The sequence below is a fragment of the Alishewanella sp. BS5-314 genome (genome assembly GCF_025377695.1).
Classification (GTDB): Bacteria; Pseudomonadota; Gammaproteobacteria; order Enterobacterales; family Alteromonadaceae; genus Alishewanella; species Alishewanella aestuarii.
The window spans coordinates 1,848,586-1,862,777 of sequence record NZ_JACEHJ010000002.1 but is presented as its reverse complement, the minus strand read 5'-3'; the positions used below and the strand labels follow the sequence as shown (position 1 = coordinate 1,862,777).

At 53.0% G+C, this 14,192-nt stretch carries 15 protein-coding genes; 13 read left to right on the top strand and 2 right to left on the bottom strand.

All coding sequences use genetic code 11. From position 1 onward, the window contains the following. The first annotated feature begins 38 nt into the window (after positions 1 to 38). Positions 39 to 290, top strand: coding sequence for a succinate dehydrogenase assembly factor 2 (locus tag H1D31_RS13135; RefSeq protein WP_008607232.1), 252 nt, complete (start codon positions 39 to 41; stop codon positions 288 to 290). Next, positions 277 to 705: a protein YgfX gene (locus tag H1D31_RS13130; protein WP_238534554.1), complete on the top strand. Its 429-nt coding sequence runs from the start codon at positions 277 to 279 to the stop codon at positions 703 to 705. Before H1D31_RS13135 ends, H1D31_RS13130 begins: the two co-directional genes overlap by 14 nt. Here H1D31_RS13130 and nadB read toward each other — a convergent pair. Next, positions 695 to 2,302, bottom strand: coding sequence for an L-aspartate oxidase (gene nadB / locus H1D31_RS13125; protein ID WP_008607234.1), 1,608 nt, complete (start codon positions 2,300 to 2,302; stop codon positions 695 to 697). The two genes, H1D31_RS13130 and nadB, sit on opposite strands and share 11 nt — an antisense overlap. 205 nt (positions 2,303 to 2,507) lie before the next feature. Here nadB and rpoE point away from each other — a divergent pair, with 205 nt between their 5' ends. The 11 genes from rpoE (at position 2,508) to acpS (ending at position 11,415) form a co-directional block, all read left to right on the top strand. Next, positions 2,508 to 3,083: an RNA polymerase sigma factor RpoE gene (gene rpoE, locus H1D31_RS13120; protein ID WP_008607236.1), complete on the top strand. Its 576-nt coding sequence runs from the start codon at positions 2,508 to 2,510 to the stop codon at positions 3,081 to 3,083. A 34-nt stretch (positions 3,084 to 3,117) separates the two neighbouring features. Next, positions 3,118 to 3,726, top strand: coding sequence for a sigma-E factor negative regulatory protein (locus tag H1D31_RS13115; protein WP_261259280.1), 609 nt, complete (start codon positions 3,118 to 3,120; stop codon positions 3,724 to 3,726). A gap of 1 nt (position 3,727) precedes the next feature. Next, entirely contained in the window at positions 3,728 to 4,669 is a 942-nt protein-coding gene (locus tag H1D31_RS13110) for a MucB/RseB C-terminal domain-containing protein (RefSeq protein ID WP_261259279.1), read from the top strand. Beyond that, on the top strand, positions 4,669 to 5,130 hold the full coding sequence (locus H1D31_RS13105; protein ID WP_261259278.1) for a SoxR reducing system RseC family protein: 462 nt from the start codon (positions 4,669 to 4,671) through the stop codon (positions 5,128 to 5,130). The genes H1D31_RS13110 and H1D31_RS13105 overlap by 1 nt, the downstream gene beginning before the upstream one ends. A gap of 151 nt (positions 5,131 to 5,281) precedes the next feature. After that, positions 5,282 to 7,081, top strand: a complete 1,800-nt coding sequence (gene lepA, locus H1D31_RS13100) for a translation elongation factor 4 (RefSeq protein ID WP_261259277.1) — start codon at positions 5,282 to 5,284, stop codon at positions 7,079 to 7,081. Between the two features lie 12 nt (positions 7,082 to 7,093). Continuing rightward, a complete protein-coding gene (gene lepB, locus H1D31_RS13095) occupies positions 7,094 to 8,017 on the top strand; it encodes a signal peptidase I (protein WP_261259276.1) in 924 nt (307 codons plus the stop codon). An 8-nt stretch (positions 8,018 to 8,025) separates the two neighbouring features. Continuing rightward, positions 8,026 to 8,700, top strand: a complete 675-nt coding sequence (gene rnc / locus H1D31_RS13090; protein ID WP_039925061.1) for a ribonuclease III — start codon at positions 8,026 to 8,028, stop codon at positions 8,698 to 8,700. Beyond that, positions 8,690 to 9,592 carry a GTPase Era gene (era, locus tag H1D31_RS13085; protein ID WP_261259275.1) on the top strand — a complete coding sequence of 301 codons (903 nt, stop codon included), beginning with the start codon at positions 8,690 to 8,692 and terminating at the stop codon, positions 9,590 to 9,592. The genes rnc and era overlap by 11 nt, the downstream gene beginning before the upstream one ends. Beyond that, positions 9,552 to 10,295 (top strand): DNA repair protein RecO, encoded by a 744-nt coding sequence (gene recO, locus H1D31_RS13080; RefSeq protein ID WP_261259274.1) that lies wholly within the window; start codon positions 9,552 to 9,554, stop codon positions 10,293 to 10,295. The genes era and recO overlap by 41 nt, the downstream gene beginning before the upstream one ends. A gap of 14 nt (positions 10,296 to 10,309) precedes the next feature. Further along, positions 10,310 to 11,038 (top strand): pyridoxine 5'-phosphate synthase, encoded by a 729-nt coding sequence (gene pdxJ, locus H1D31_RS13075; protein WP_261259273.1) that lies wholly within the window; start codon positions 10,310 to 10,312, stop codon positions 11,036 to 11,038. Next, entirely contained in the window at positions 11,038 to 11,415 is a 378-nt protein-coding gene (gene acpS / locus H1D31_RS13070) for a holo-ACP synthase (protein ID WP_008607248.1), read from the top strand. The genes pdxJ and acpS overlap by 1 nt, the downstream gene beginning before the upstream one ends. On the opposite strand, the gene H1D31_RS13065 is transcribed toward acpS, so the two are convergent. Further along, positions 11,382 to 14,126 carry a response regulator gene (locus H1D31_RS13065; RefSeq protein ID WP_261259272.1) on the bottom strand — a complete coding sequence of 915 codons (2,745 nt, stop codon included), beginning with the start codon at positions 14,124 to 14,126 and terminating at the stop codon, positions 11,382 to 11,384. The genes acpS and H1D31_RS13065 overlap by 34 nt on opposite strands. Between the last annotated feature and the right edge of the window lie 66 nt (positions 14,127 to 14,192).

Genomic DNA, 14,192 nt, shown 5'->3' with positions numbered 1-14,192 from the left:
AAGATACCGCCAAAACGCCTAAATTGCGAGGAATCCCGATGTCTCAATTAATGAGTAAACCGAAATTACGCTGGGCCTGCCGCCGCGGCATGCTGGAACTGGATGTGTTACTGGCTCCCTTTGTCGAAGAGGGCTATGACGCCCTGACTGAGCAGCAGAAAGCGGATTTCGAGCGTTTACTGGCCTGTGATGATCCAGACCTGTTCGCCTGGTTTATGGGGCACGCCCGTTCGACCGATAGCGCCATCCAGGCATTAATTGAGTTGATTGTGAATCGTGTCCGGGTATAGCCTGGCGCTTAACACTTCGTTATTACGGCGCAGGCTGTTGCTGGCCGCCGGCGCTGCGCTGGCGCTGCTGTATTTGTTGCTGCCGTTGCAGGGCAGCAGTTATCTGCTGGCGTGGTTAAGCCTGACTGCCTGGTTCTATCTGTTATGGTCCAGCAAGGCTGCGTCCGCCTCAGCGTTATTGCTGGATGCTGAGGGTGGGCTGCGTTGGTTAGATTCAACGCTCTCTGCCGGCAGTTGGCGGCCGGGCAGTGTTATCAGTCGCTATGCTACGCTGCTCTGCTGGACAGATACCCAAGGCCGGCGGCAGCAGCAATGGCTGTTCGCCGACCAGTTTTCTGCCGCCGATTACCGTAGTCTGGCGCGCTGGCTACATACCCAGCGCTGGCGACATAACCCGGATCCGGTTAAAAATTAGCGGGTTGTAAAATGCTGGGTTGGCTGTTGGCCAGTTGCTGTGGGTAATCCAGGTTGTAATGTAGGCCACGGCTTTCTTTACGCTGCATTGCGCAGCGGATAATCAGCTCCGCCACCTGTACCAGATTTCGCAGCTCCAGCAGATTATGGCTCACGCGGAAGTGGCTGTAGTAATCCTGAATTTCTTGTTGTAACAACTCCACCCGATGCAGGGCACGTTCCAGCCGTTTGTTTGTGCGAACAATGCCAACGTAATCCCACATAAAGAGTCTGAGTTCATGCCAGTTATGGGTGATCACCACCTCTTCATCTGAGTTGCTGACCCGGCTTTCATCCCAGGCTGGAATACTGAGGTTTTGCAGGTTGTTGACCGGCTGCTGCAGGATATGCCGGGCCGCAGCCTGCGCAAACACAATACATTCAAGCAAGGAGTTCGAGGCCATCCGGTTGGCGCCATGCAGGCCGGTATAGGCCACCTCACCGATAGCATACAGATTATCCAGATCGGTTTGACCATGCAGATTGGTCATCACACCGCCACAGGTATAGTGCGCCGCCGGCACTACCGGAATCGGCTCTTTGGTAATATCAATACCGACGCTTAAACATTTGGCATAAATGGTAGGGAAGTGCTCGATAATAAAATCTTTTGGTTGATGGCTGATATCCAGCAATACTGACTTGGCACCCAAACGCTTCATCTCAAAATCGATGGCGCGGGCGACGATATCCCGCGGCGCTAATTCTGCTCTTTCGTCAAAATCCGGCATAAAACGGCTACCATCCGGCCGCTTCAGATAAGCGCCTTCGCCGCGCATCGCTTCGGTGATCAGAAAATTGGGCGCTGCCGGATGATACAGACTGGTGGGGTGGAATTGGTTAAATTCCATATTGGCCACCCGGCAGCCGGCGCGCCAGGCCATCGCAATACCGTCGCCACTGGCCACGTCCGGATTGCTGGTGTAAAGATAAACCTTACTGGCGCCGCCAGTCGCCAACGCCACCGCCTGGGCCCGGATGGTTTCTACCCGGCTGGCCGCTTTATTCCAGACATAGGCACCATAGCAACGTTTTGGATCCAGCCCGAGCTTTTTACCGGTGATCAGATCAACTGCGTTATAGTTTTCCAGCAACACGATATTCGGATGCTGTCGCACCTGATCGACCAGGGTGATCTGCACCGCACGGCCGGTCGCATCGGCCGCATGCAGAATGCGTCTATGGCTATGGCCGCCTTCACGGGTCAGATGATACTTCATGCTGCCATCGCTATCCTGATACTGATCGAAGGGCACGCCCTGAGCAATCAGCCATTGCATCGCGGCCTTGGCGTGCTCGGCAGTAAATTGTACGGCGGCGGGATCACAGAGTCCGGCGCCCGCTACCAGTGTATCGTTAACATGGGACGCAATACTGTCATTTTCGTCAAACACAGCGGCAATGCCCCCCTGGGCATATAGGGTCGAGCCCTCACGCAGTGGGCCCTTGCTCAGCACCAGCACCCGCCGCTGATCGGCTAATTGCAGCGCCAGCGACAAGCCGGCGGCGCCACTGCCGATAATTAAAACGTCACAAAGATGTTCATTTGCCTGTGTCATACGATACACTTAACTCTATTAATGGCTCTGAAAAATGCGCAGAAACAGCCGGTTTTACCGGCAGTGCCGGATTTAAGATCAGGTTATTCTAGCCTTTTTGTGACAGTTAGCAGAACTATTTATTCAGCTTGCAGTCATAATCAGTACGCTTGACTGGCGCCACTCAGAAACAACACCTATTGCATTACAGGGGCAGGCTCAAAGAATGAGCGAGCAAGAATTAGATTGGCAAATCGTCCAGCGGGTACAACAAGGGGATAAAGCGGCGTTTAACGTGCTGGTAAAAAAATATCAGCACCGGATCGCGAACTTAATTTCCCGCTATGTCTCTAATCACGGAGATGTTGCAGATGTAGTACAGGAAGCCTTTATTAAAGCCTATCGGGCGATACCGGGCTTCCGTGGTGAAAGTGCGTTTTATACCTGGCTATATCGGATTGCGGTTAACAGCGCGAAGAACTATCTGGTCGCGAATAACCGTAAACCACCGGCCAGCGATGTGGACGCGGAAGATGCGGAATATTTTGAAGGTAGCGATGCCCTGAAAGAGCAGGACTCCCCGGAACGCTTGTTGTTGTCCGAGGAAATCCGGCAGGTGGTATTCGGCACCATTGATAAATTGCCTGATGAACTGCGCACGGCTATTACCCTGCGTGAGTTAGAAGGGCTAAGTTATGAAGAAATCGCTGAAGTAATGGAATGCCCGATCGGGACAGTACGCAGTCGGATCTTCCGGGCCCGTGAAGCGATAGATGCTCAGCTGAAACCTTTGGTAGGTTAGGCTAAACCCAGCAAGTACCTTGACAGGAAACTTTATGTTGTCAGAGAAGCAGGAATGGCTGTCAGAAGCCGCAGATAATCAGCCGCTAACGGCCACGCAACTGGATGCCTTGTTGCAGCAGCGCGAGCCACAGCAGACGCTGGAGCGCTATCAGTTGATGGGTGCTGTATTGCGTAATGAAGATGCCAGTGTGCTGCCGGCGGATTTCAGTGAACGCTTTGCTGCCCGTCTGGAGCAGGAAGCAACCTATCAGTTGCAACCGCAGCATAGCCTGCTAAGCCGGTTGCGCGGTACCCTGCAACAGGCTGCAAATGCGCAGTGGTTTAAGCCGGCAGCGCAGGGTGCTATCGCGGCAGGTGTGGCGCTGGTGGCGGTTTTTGGTGTCCAGCAATATCAGCAGCCACTGGAGCAGGAACTGATGTTACCGACTCCGGTGCTGCAAACCCGGCCGGTAGCCGGTTTTGCGACGCCGGTCAGTTTAAGCCAGACTTCGGTTGAAAGCCGCTTCGCTGAGCAGGAGCAGCAGGCGATGCTGGAACAGCAACGACGGTTACAAGCTTTGTTGCAGGCCCACCGCCAGCAGGTGCGTTTAATGGAGCAACCACAAGCGCAGCAGGAACCGGAACAGCAAGAGCCGCGTTAACATGAACAAAGTGCTGTTATGGCTAGGCGTAGTGCTGATTCTCAGCAGCACTGTCGCCAAGGCCGATGAAGAAGGGTGGGCCCTGCTGGAGCGGGTGCAGCAAAGCGTCAGGCAGCACAATTTTGATACCTCCTTCGTGATCCTCAAAGGTAATCAGGTTGAGTCCTACCGTTGGTTACATGGTCGGCAGCAGCAAGCTGAGATTGAGCATCTGGTGCCGATGTTTGCCGAAGGTGTCGACATTCTGCGACGTGACAGCCAGGTGTATTATCTGCTTAGTGAACGTCCGGCGTTAATTACGCACAGCCGCTTTATTAAAGAACTACCAGCCTTATTCTATCAGGAACCGTCCCGTTTAAAGTCGCTGTACAATGCGGTGTTGGGTAGTGCGTCCATGGTCGATGGCCGCAGCGCGCAGTTATTGCGCTTATCTGCCCATTCGGCCGCCCGCTACCACTATTGGTTGTGGGTTGACGTTGAAACCGCTTTCCCGCTGCGACTGGATACCTTAATTACCTCTGCCGATATGCAACAGGCAGCACTTGAGATCTGGCAGGTTACGCACTTGAGTATCAGCAGTGAAATGTCAGATAACCTGAAGCAGCTGTTGGAGATTGAATTACCGGATGCAACGGCCTTACCCCTGAGCCAACCGCCGCAACGACATCTGCTACAGTGGTTACCTGATGGCTACCAGGTGGTCGCAGATCCGCTGGCTATCCCGCAGCTACAACCGGAGATTCAGAGTTACTGGTTGCTGTCGGACGGACTGCACCAGATCTCGGTGTTTGTGCAGCCCGGTCAGCGTTTACCGGCGCAAGCCTATCGCGACGGTGCCCTGACGATTTTTGTCAAATCCGATCCGCAGCAGGACGTTACGGTAATAGGTCCAGTCAGCCTGGAAATTGCCCAGCGTCTGGCGGCAGCCGTGACGCAAAAATAATGCAGGTCGATGAAATTGCGACTGTGGTCGCCACCGAACAGCACGGGGTCTGGCTTACCACCACACCCGCCGGCAGTTGTAACAGCTGTCAGGTAAGTGGCGACTGTGGCACCGGTATTGTCGCCAAAACCTTTACCCCGCGTCAGCAACGGTTTTTTGTCAGCACAGAGCTTAAGCTATTACCTGGCGAGCAGGTGCGAATTGGCATTGCGCAGCAGGGGTTGTTGCTGGCGGCGTTACTGGTCTATCTGTTGCCGTTGGCGCTGATGTTACTGAGCGTCACGGTGCTAAATGTCTTTTGGCAAGTGGCCGAAATCTGGTCGCTGCTGCTGGCCGTAATGGCTATGGCGGTTGGGTTTTATCTGGCCCGGCGTTATGATCAGCGGCCGGGGCAGTCAGAGCAGGTGCAGATCCTGGAAGTGTTACCGCAGCTGGCCTTACATCGCGTGCAACCAGACTAAGCCGCTAAACACTCAGCCAACAAACATAGCAAGCTTAAGCCGGATAGAGTACAATTCGCGCTAATTTCAATACTAACCCGCATTGTCCGCCCACTATGCCGCCGCTGTGGCTGCATTCAGGTGACAGTGCACTCAGTTTTTTGCGGATAAGATGCCAAAACTCGACCATATCAGAAACTTTTCTATTATCGCCCACATTGACCACGGTAAGTCGACCTTATCAGATCGTTTGATCCAGTTTTGTGGCGGTTTAAGTGACCGGGAAATGCAACAGCAGGTGCTGGATTCGATGGATCTGGAGCGTGAGCGTGGTATTACCATCAAAGCGCAAAGCGTGACCCTGCATTATCAGGCTGATGATGGCAACACCTATCAGCTGAACTTTATCGACACCCCCGGCCATGTTGACTTTACCTATGAGGTAAGCCGCTCGCTGGCCGCCTGTGAAGGGGCACTGCTGGTAGTAGATGCCGGTCAGGGTGTCGAGGCACAAACTGTGGCTAACTGTTACACCGCACTGGAGATGAATCTCGAAGTATTGCCGGTGCTGAATAAGATCGATTTGCCGCAGGCGGATCCGGATCGGGTTTCGGAAGAAATCGAAGATATTATCGGTATCGAAGCGGTTGGCGCTGTGCAGTGCTCGGCGAAAACCGGCCTGGGTATCAAAGATGTGCTGGAAACTATCGTTAAGAAAATCCCGGCACCCGAAGGCGAGCCTGAGGGCCCAACCCAGGCATTGATTATTGATTCCTGGTTCGACTCTTATCAGGGCGTAGTGTCACTGGTGCGGGTTAAGCACGGTAGCATCAAAGCCAAAGATAAAATTAAAGTTATGTCGACCGGCCAGGTGTATGAAGTGGATAAAGTCGGGGTCTTTAGCCCGAAAGCCACTAACACCGGCGAATTAAAAACCGGTGAAGTTGGCTTTGTGATTGCCGGTATTAAAGAAATTAAAGGTGCGCCGGTTGGTGATACGCTGACGCTGGCCAAAAATAGTGCCGATAAGCCACTGCCTGGTTTTAAACGGATCAAGCCACAGGTTTATGCCGGGGTGTTCCCGGTTTCCAGTGACGATTACGAAGATTTCCGCGACGCCCTGGCCAAACTGAGCCTGAATGACTCCTCGTTATTCTATGAACCGGAGAACTCCGGAGCCTTGGGCTTTGGCTTCCGCATTGGTTTCCTCGGTATGCTGCATATGGAAATCATTCAGGAACGCTTAGAGCGCGAATATGATCTGGACCTGATCACCACGGCACCGACGGTAGTCTATGAGGTGCTGAAAAAGAACGGCGAAACGATTATGGTCGACAACCCCAGTGATCTGCCGGCGACCAATGATATTGATGAGATCCGCGAGCCGATCGTGGAAGCGCATATTCTGGTACCGCAGGAATATCTGGGTAACGTCATTACGCTCTGTATTGAGAAACGTGGTACTCAGGTCAATATGAGCTATCACGGCCGTCAGGTGGCAGTAGTGTATGAACTGCCTATGGCAGAAGTGGTGATGGACTTTTTCGATCGCCTGAAGTCGACCAGCCGTGGTTATGCCTCACTGGACTACAGCTTTAAACGCTTCCAGACCTCGAATATGCAACGGGTGGATATTCTGATTAACGGTGAGCGTGTCGATGCACTGGCCATTATCAGCCACATTGATTTTGCGCAAAGCCGTGGCCGTGAACTGGCAGAAAAGTTAAAAGAGCTGATCCCACGCCAGATGTTTGATATCGCGATCCAGGCGGCGATCGGTAACCATGTGATTGCCCGGACCACGGTTAAACAGCTACGGAAAAACGTTTTGGCCAAGTGTTATGGCGGTGACGTTAGCCGGAAGAAAAAGCTGCTGCAAAAGCAGAAAGAAGGTAAAAAGCGGATGAAGCAGGTCGGTAATGTGGAAGTACCACAGGAAGCCTTCCTGGCCATTCTGAAAGTCGGAAAATAATAAGGACAGCTAATGGCAGGCTATTTTTCAATTCTACTGGTGCTGTTAACGCTAAGTTTTGGTGTTATCTGGTTGCTGGATAAGTTTTATCTGGCACCACAGCGGCAACTGCGTCTGGCCGGTGCCCGGGCGCAGGCAAAAACTGCGCTGCCGCTGCAGGCCGAAGAGGAAATTCTGAAAGAGTCTGCTGTAGTGGAAACGGCCAAGTCGCTGTTTCCGCTGGTGGCTGCGATCACAATTTTACGCTCCTTTTTATTTGAACCCTTTCAAATCCCTTCCGGTTCGATGATGCCCACCCTATTGGTCGGTGATTTTATTCTGGTGCAAAAATTTGCCTATGATGTCAAAGATCCGGTCTGGCGCACGACGCTGTGGAGCAACAAGACGCCCCAACGCGGCGATGTTGCTGTCTTTAAATACCCGCTTAATACCAAAATTGATTACATCAAAAGGGTGGTCGGGGTGCCGGGAGATCGCATCGTCTATCAGAATAAACAGCTGTTTATCGCGAAAAACTGCGCGATTCCTGTGGTCAGTGGTTGCGGTGAGCTGCAAGCGGTACCGATGACTTTTCAGGATGAGGGCGAGTTTTATCTGGGGCCTATGCCACAAAGCCGCTTCCTGGAGCAGTTGGGCGAGGTGGAGCATCAGGTGCTGACCACGCCAATGAAACCGGAAGATTTCCGCAACTATTTCCGGCAGCGCGGTACTGATATCGAAGAGTTTATTGTGCCGGAAGGGCATTATTTTGTGCTGGGCGATAACCGCGATAATAGCGTCGACAGTCGGTTTTGGGGCTTTGTGCCGGCCGATAATCTGGTTGGTAAAGCCGTCTTTATCTGGATGAGTTTCGAATTTAGTGAAGATCCGAATAGCTGGTTACCACGCTGGGTGCCGGTTGGTGTCCGTTTTGAGCGGTTAGGCCGGATCCAATAGCGATGCCGATGCAAAAATCTTTAAGCCCCCTGATGCGTAAGCTGGGCTATCAATTTAATCAGCTGAGTTTATTGGAACAGGCACTGACGCACCGCAGCTGCAAAGGTCAACATAACGAGCGGCTGGAATTTCTCGGTGATGCCCTGCTGGGGCTGATTATCGCAGAAGCCTTGTTTGCCCGCTTCCCGCAAACCCGCGAGGGTGATCTGACGCGGATGCGCTCTGCTCTGGTCAAAGGCGTGACCCTGGCTTCTATTGCTCAGGAGTTGGGGCTGTCGGATTTTTTACGACTGGGGCCGGGCGAATTGAAGAGCGGTGGCTTTCGCCGTGAATCCATTCTGGCTGATGCGCTGGAAGCGATCTTAGGGGCTATCTATTTAGATAGCGGTATGGAAGCCTGTAAAGGCCGGATCCTTGAGTGGTTTGGTCCAAGATTAGAAGAAATTGCGCCGGGCCAGCAGAAAGACTCGAAAACCCAGTTGCAGGAATATCTGCAGGGGCTACGCTTACCGCTACCGACCTATGAAGTGATTGCCACTATCGGGGAAGCGCACCAACAAACCTTTACCGTGCGCTGTACTGTGCTGGGAAGGACTCCTATTACCGCGACCGGTTCATCCCGGCGCAAGGCGGAGCAGGATGCTGCTGCGCTGGCTTTGGAACAATTAAAGCATGACCGTTAGTCCCTCTACTTTTGCCGGCTTGGTGGCCATCGTTGGCCGCCCGAATGTAGGTAAATCTACGCTACTGAACAAACTGGTTGGTCAGAAAGTCAGTATTACCTCGAAAAAACCGCAAACCACCCGGCACCGTATTGTTGGTATTGATACTGAAGGTGACTACCAGGCGGTGTTTGTCGATACCCCCGGCCTGCATATCGATGAGAAGCGGGCGATTAACCGTTTGATGAATAAGGCGGCAGCCACCTCCATTCTGGACGTCGAATTTGTGCTCTTTGTGGTAGAAGGCACCCGTTGGCATGATGACGATCAGATGGTACTGAACAAACTGATCGCCGCGAAAAAGCCGGTGATCCTGGTCGTCAACAAGGTCGACTTGTATAAAGACAAGGCGGAATTACTGCCACACTTACAGTGGCTGGGTAGCCAGTTAGATTTTCTGGATGTGGTGCCGTTATCGGCGGAGAGCGGTGACAATGTCGCCGCTTTGCGCAAGGTGGTGCAACAGCATTTACCCCCCTGTGAGTTCTTGTTTCCGGAAGATTATGTTACCGACCGCTCGCAGCGGTTTATGGCGGCAGAGATTGTGCGCGAGAAGCTGATGCGCTTCCTTGGTGATGAGTTGCCTTATGCAGTGACCGTCGAGATTGAGCGCTTTAAGTGGGAAGAAAAGCATTTTCATATCGCTGCGCTGGTGCTGGTGGAGCGCGATAGCCAAAAGAAAATGGTGATCGGCAACAAAGGCGAACGGATTAAGCAAATTGCTACCGAAGCCCGGCTGGATATGGCAGCCATGCTGGAGGCACCGGTGTTTCTGCAAATCTGGGTTAAGGTAAAATCGGGCTGGGCCGACGATGAGCGCGCCCTGCGCAGCCTGGGCTACGGCGAAGATTAACCCGGCGATGGACGGAAGATTGTGGCCAGCTTACATCCTGCACAGCCGTCCCTATCAGGAAAACAAACTCTTGCTGCAACTGCTGTTGCCGGAGCAAGGCCGGATCAGTGCTGTCGTACGACGGCGTAGCGGTAAACAACACCGGGCACTGCAACCTTTCCAACCTTATTTACTCAGTCTCGGCGGCCGTAGCGCGCTAAAAACCGTATTGCAGCTGGAAGAGCAGGCGGCGGCCTATCCGTATCGCGGCCGGGTGTTATACAGTGCCCTGTATTTAAATGAGCTGCTGTGCCGGCTCTGGCCTGCTGATCTTGGTTCGGATAGTCTGTTTGCCGATTATCAGCAAAGTTTAGTGGCGTTGGCACAAAGCAGCAGCGATGGCATGCTGGAACAAGCGCTGCGGCAGTTTGAGTTTGCCTTGCTCGCTGAGCTCGGGCAATTACCGGCGTTGGAACTGGATGCGGCAGCACAGCCAGTTCAGGCTGAGCAATACTATCAATTCGCTGCCGAGCAAGGGCTTGTGCTCAGTCCTCAGGGCTGGCGCGGTGCCGCCTTATTGGCGATCGCCGCTGGCGACTGGCAACAGCCGGACGCCCTGCGGGTTGCTAAACAATTAAGCCGGCAGCTGCTCGCGCCGTTGCTCGGCGATAAACCTTTAACCAGCCGTGCTCTGTTTCAGCAACTGAGCAGCGGGCCGGCCTAATTACGGAGTTTGTTATGTCTGCAATTTATTTAGGCGTGAATATCGATCATATTGCAACGGTGCGTAATGCCCGTGGCACAGCCTATCCGGAGCCGGTGCATGCCGCTTTGCTGGCCGAGCAATATGGTGCGGATGGGATCACTGTGCATCTGCGGGAAGACCGCCGCCATATTATTGATCGTGATGTCTTTATTTTGCGCGAAACCATTGGCACCCGGCTTAATTTTGAGATGGCGGTGACCGAAGAGATGTTAGGCATTGCCGGTAAACTGAAGCCGCATTTTAGCTGTCTGGTTCCTGAAAAGCGCGAAGAGTTAACCACTGAGGGGGGCTTAGAGGTTGCCGGCCAGCTTAGTAAAATTCGTGCAGCAGTACAGCAGCTGCAGGCTGATAATATTCTGGTGTCGTTGTTTATTGATGCCGATAAAAAGCAAATTGACGCCGCAGCCGAAGTGGGCGCTCCCTTTATCGAGATCCATACCGGCCATTATGCAGAAACCAGTGGTGCTGTGCAGCAAGCTGAGTTAGCACGGATTGCCGACGCGGCTGCTTATGCTGCGTCACTGGGCATTACGGTGAATGCCGGTCATGGCTTGCACTATCATAATGTACAGCCGATTGCCGCTATTCCGCAGATGTACGAGCTGAATATTGGCCATGCCATTATCGCCCGCGCCTTGTTCAGTGGCCTGGGGCCGGCCGTGGCAGAAATGAAACGCTTAATGGTTGAGGCCAGAGGCTAATGGCGATCCGCGGCCTGGGTACCGATATTGTGGCGATCGACCGGATCGCCGCCAGCTTACAGAAAAGTCCGCGTTTGGTCAGCCGGGTGTTGACGCCATATGAGCAAGAGTGCTTCGCTGCGCATAGCCAGCGCGAGCGCTATTTTGCCAAGCGTTTTGCGGCCAAGGAAGCCGCTGCCAAGGCGCTTGGCACCGGTATTGGCCGTGGCATTTCCTTTCAGCATTTTGAAATTCGTAATGATGCTTTGGGTAAGCCGGAATTACAGTTAAGCGGTCATGCCGCTGAGCGGGCGAACCAGCTTGGAGTAACAGCGGTATGGCTCAGTATCAGTGATGAACAGGCTTATGCCTGTGCTACTGTAGTGCTGGAAGGCTGACTCAGCTCCGGTGGCAGCCGGGTGTCAGCCTGCAGTAACAGCGCTAACACATCCTCCAGCTCCGATAGCTCCGGCTCCAGCGATTTGATGCTGGCGCCCTTTTTCAGCTGGGTTTCCAGTCCTTCCAACAGATTCTTCAGGCGTGGCACACCACTGTAGCAACAGGCGCCATGCAGCTTGTGTAACGCATGCAGTAGCAGTTGCTGTTCGTTATCAGTGATGGCTTGCTGAATTTGCCGGCTGGCCTGCGGTAAAGATTGGATCAGCAGCTGTAGCATCTCCTGCGCCAATTCCGCTTTACCGGCGGCCCGTTGTAAGGCCTGAGTCCAGTCAATCAGCGGCATAGCCTGTAAGATAACGGGTGAGGCACTGGGTTGCGTTTTTTGCAGCGCACAGAACTCCTGCAGGGTGCAATGCAGCATTTGTTCGTCCAGCGGCTTAGTCAGAAACTCATTAAACCCCAGTGCTAATAATCTTTCGCGCTCCCCTTCCAACGCGTGAGCGGTGACAGCAATAATCGGTGTATGTTCATTCAGCGAGCTTTGCCGGATCCGTTGACAGGCGGTGATACCATCCATCACCGGCATATTAATATCCATAAAAATAATATCGTACACATGCTGGGTGGTTTTCTGCCAGGCAGCCGCGCCGTCATGGGCTGACTCCAGCTCCTGTACCCGGTCGCTGAGCAGGGTGTTGATCAGTTTCAAATTGGCTTCATTGTCATCTACGGTCAGCACCCGCAATGCTGCCCGCTGTTGTTTCTCTTCGTCCGGTGCCGGTAATGCGGGTTGCGAGTAGGGTTGTGCCAAGGCTAACGCCAGTTTACGTGAGTGAGCCGGCTTGGGTAAGCAGGCGGTAGCGCCAGAGCCCAGTAGCACTTCACGTAAATTCGGCGACAGTGTATTGACCAGCAGATAAACAAAGTGACAACTGAGGCGCAGTTGCTGCACCAGCGCAATAATATCATTCACCTGATTGATGGCAACGGCACGGCCTACCAGGCCAATATCATAATGTTGCCGCGAGCTGAGTGCTTGTTGTAATTGCCCTTTGGTGGCGCAGGTCGTGACCTGCATTCCCCAGCTATTTAACAGCTGCAGGGTGGCCTCGCGCGAATATTGTTGTGGCTCGAAATACAGTACCCGCTTGTTTTCCAGCTGCGTCAGCGGCAGCGGCTCGGCAACGGTTAACTGATGCTTCTGACACTTGATGGTAAACCAGAAGGTTGAACCTTCACCGAGTTTACTATCAAAGCCGATATTGCCCTGCATCGCCAGCACCAGCCGCTTACAAATTAATAATCCCAAGCCGGAACCGGTTTGCTGGTCCTGTTGCTCTGAGATGCTGGTACCATCAAATAAACGGCTTTGCTTGTCGTCGCTGATACCGCGGCCGGTATCCTTAACCGAGATATGTAAATTCAATTGTTCTTCAGACAGCGCCGTGGCACTGACCCGGATCACCACACTACCATGTTCGGTAAATTTAATCGCATTACCGGCAATATTCATCAGAATTTGCGTTAAGCGGGCCGGATCGGCGACCACATCATCCGGACAGCCAGTTTCAAATAGCAGCACCAGCTCCAGCTGCTTGTCAAAAGCATTGGCAGCCAGCAATTCAACCGCATCGTTCAGCAGATCGCGCAGCGATACCGGCTCTGGGTTAATCGCCATCCGCCCTTCCTCCAGCCGGGAAAAGTCCAGCACATCATTAACCAGATGCAGCAGGCTGTTGGCCGATTTTTGAATGGTATGCAGATAATCACTTTGATGAGGATTCAGTGGTGTTTTCAGCAATTGCCGGGTAAAACCAATTACCGCATTCAGGGGCGTGCGTAACTCATGGCTCATTTTCGCCAGAAAGTCAGATTTTTGCCGGTTTTCTTCCACCGCTTTGCGACGCGAGAACTCCAGCTGAATGTTCTGGATTTCCAGCTGTTCCATACTTTGCTGCAGATCGCCGGTCACCTGTTCAATATTTTGCTGCATTTCCTGCTCAAGGGTGTTGAGCTGACCGGCCAGCTGCAGTAAACCCTGTTGCAGTTGCTCCAGTTCGTTGATGCCAAGCGCGTAGGGCTTTAAGCGATACTGGCCATCTAATAGCTGTTGTAACTGCCGCTTTAGGCGGCGTTGTGCAGTTAGCTGCTTTTGTACCAATAATAGTCCGAACAGTAATGCCAGCAGCACAACGGCACTGACCAGTAACGCAGTATTGAGCAGATGGACTTGCTGCTGCAGCGCCAGAGGTTGCTGTTGCATCGCCAGTAATAAATAACCAGGGCGTTCATCGATCAGTGGATTGGTCTTGAGCAGAGGTTGGTAAACCAACAGCATATCATCCTGCGGTTGATAGCTAAGCCGGGCGGGCTTTTGCTGGTGGATTGTCTGGTTGCTCAGATCGCGCTGACTGTTGCTGGTAAACAGCAGCTGACCATCAGCATCAAACAACGAGATACTGATGACTAAGGGTGAGTTAAGCCGGTGCGCATGCTCCAGTAATGCCTGCACACCTTTGCTTTGTTGTAATAGCAATTGCTGACTACTAATAGCCAGGGGCAGAGCAATATTGGCCGCCTGCTCGTGTAAATTGCGCTGCAGATCCTGTTGCTGCTGATAGTTAAAATAGCCCCCCAGCAGAATACCCACCAGCAGGGTTGGCAACACAGCAGATAAGATTAACCAGAGGCGTAAACCTATTTTCGGCATCGGGGGTCCGCATTTATCACAATTTGGCTCAGCCGTGTCATAATGACATATCGAACGCGAAAAACC

Bases quoted from the DNA above. Each gene is read 5' to 3' on its own strand.
- rpoE (WP_008607236.1), top strand. From the start codon at position 2,508: ATGAGCGAGCAAGAATTAGATTGGCAAATCGTCCAGCGGGTACAACAA.
- H1D31_RS13110 (WP_261259279.1), top strand. From the start codon at position 3,728: ATGAACAAAGTGCTGTTATGGCTAGGCGTAGTGCTGATTCTCAGCAGC.
- recO (WP_261259274.1), top strand. From the start codon at position 9,552: ATGAGCGCGCCCTGCGCAGCCTGGGCTACGGCGAAGATTAACCCGGCG.
- era (WP_261259275.1), top strand. From the start codon at position 8,690: ATGACCGTTAGTCCCTCTACTTTTGCCGGCTTGGTGGCCATCGTTGGC.
- lepB (WP_261259276.1), top strand. From the start codon at position 7,094: ATGGCAGGCTATTTTTCAATTCTACTGGTGCTGTTAACGCTAAGTTTT.
- pdxJ (WP_261259273.1), top strand. From the start codon at position 10,310: ATGTCTGCAATTTATTTAGGCGTGAATATCGATCATATTGCAACGGTG.
- H1D31_RS13135 (WP_008607232.1), top strand. From the start codon at position 39: ATGTCTCAATTAATGAGTAAACCGAAATTACGCTGGGCCTGCCGCCGC.
- lepA (WP_261259277.1), top strand. From the start codon at position 5,282: ATGCCAAAACTCGACCATATCAGAAACTTTTCTATTATCGCCCACATT.
- nadB (WP_008607234.1), bottom strand. From the start codon at position 2,302: ATGACACAGGCAAATGAACATCTTTGTGACGTTTTAATTATCGGCAGT.
- H1D31_RS13105 (WP_261259278.1), top strand. From the start codon at position 4,669: ATGCAGGTCGATGAAATTGCGACTGTGGTCGCCACCGAACAGCACGGG.
- H1D31_RS13115 (WP_261259280.1), top strand. From the start codon at position 3,118: ATGTTGTCAGAGAAGCAGGAATGGCTGTCAGAAGCCGCAGATAATCAG.
- acpS (WP_008607248.1), top strand. From the start codon at position 11,038: ATGGCGATCCGCGGCCTGGGTACCGATATTGTGGCGATCGACCGGATC.
- H1D31_RS13065 (WP_261259272.1), bottom strand. From the start codon at position 14,126: ATGCCGAAAATAGGTTTACGCCTCTGGTTAATCTTATCTGCTGTGTTG.
- rnc (WP_039925061.1), top strand. From the start codon at position 8,026: ATGCAAAAATCTTTAAGCCCCCTGATGCGTAAGCTGGGCTATCAATTT.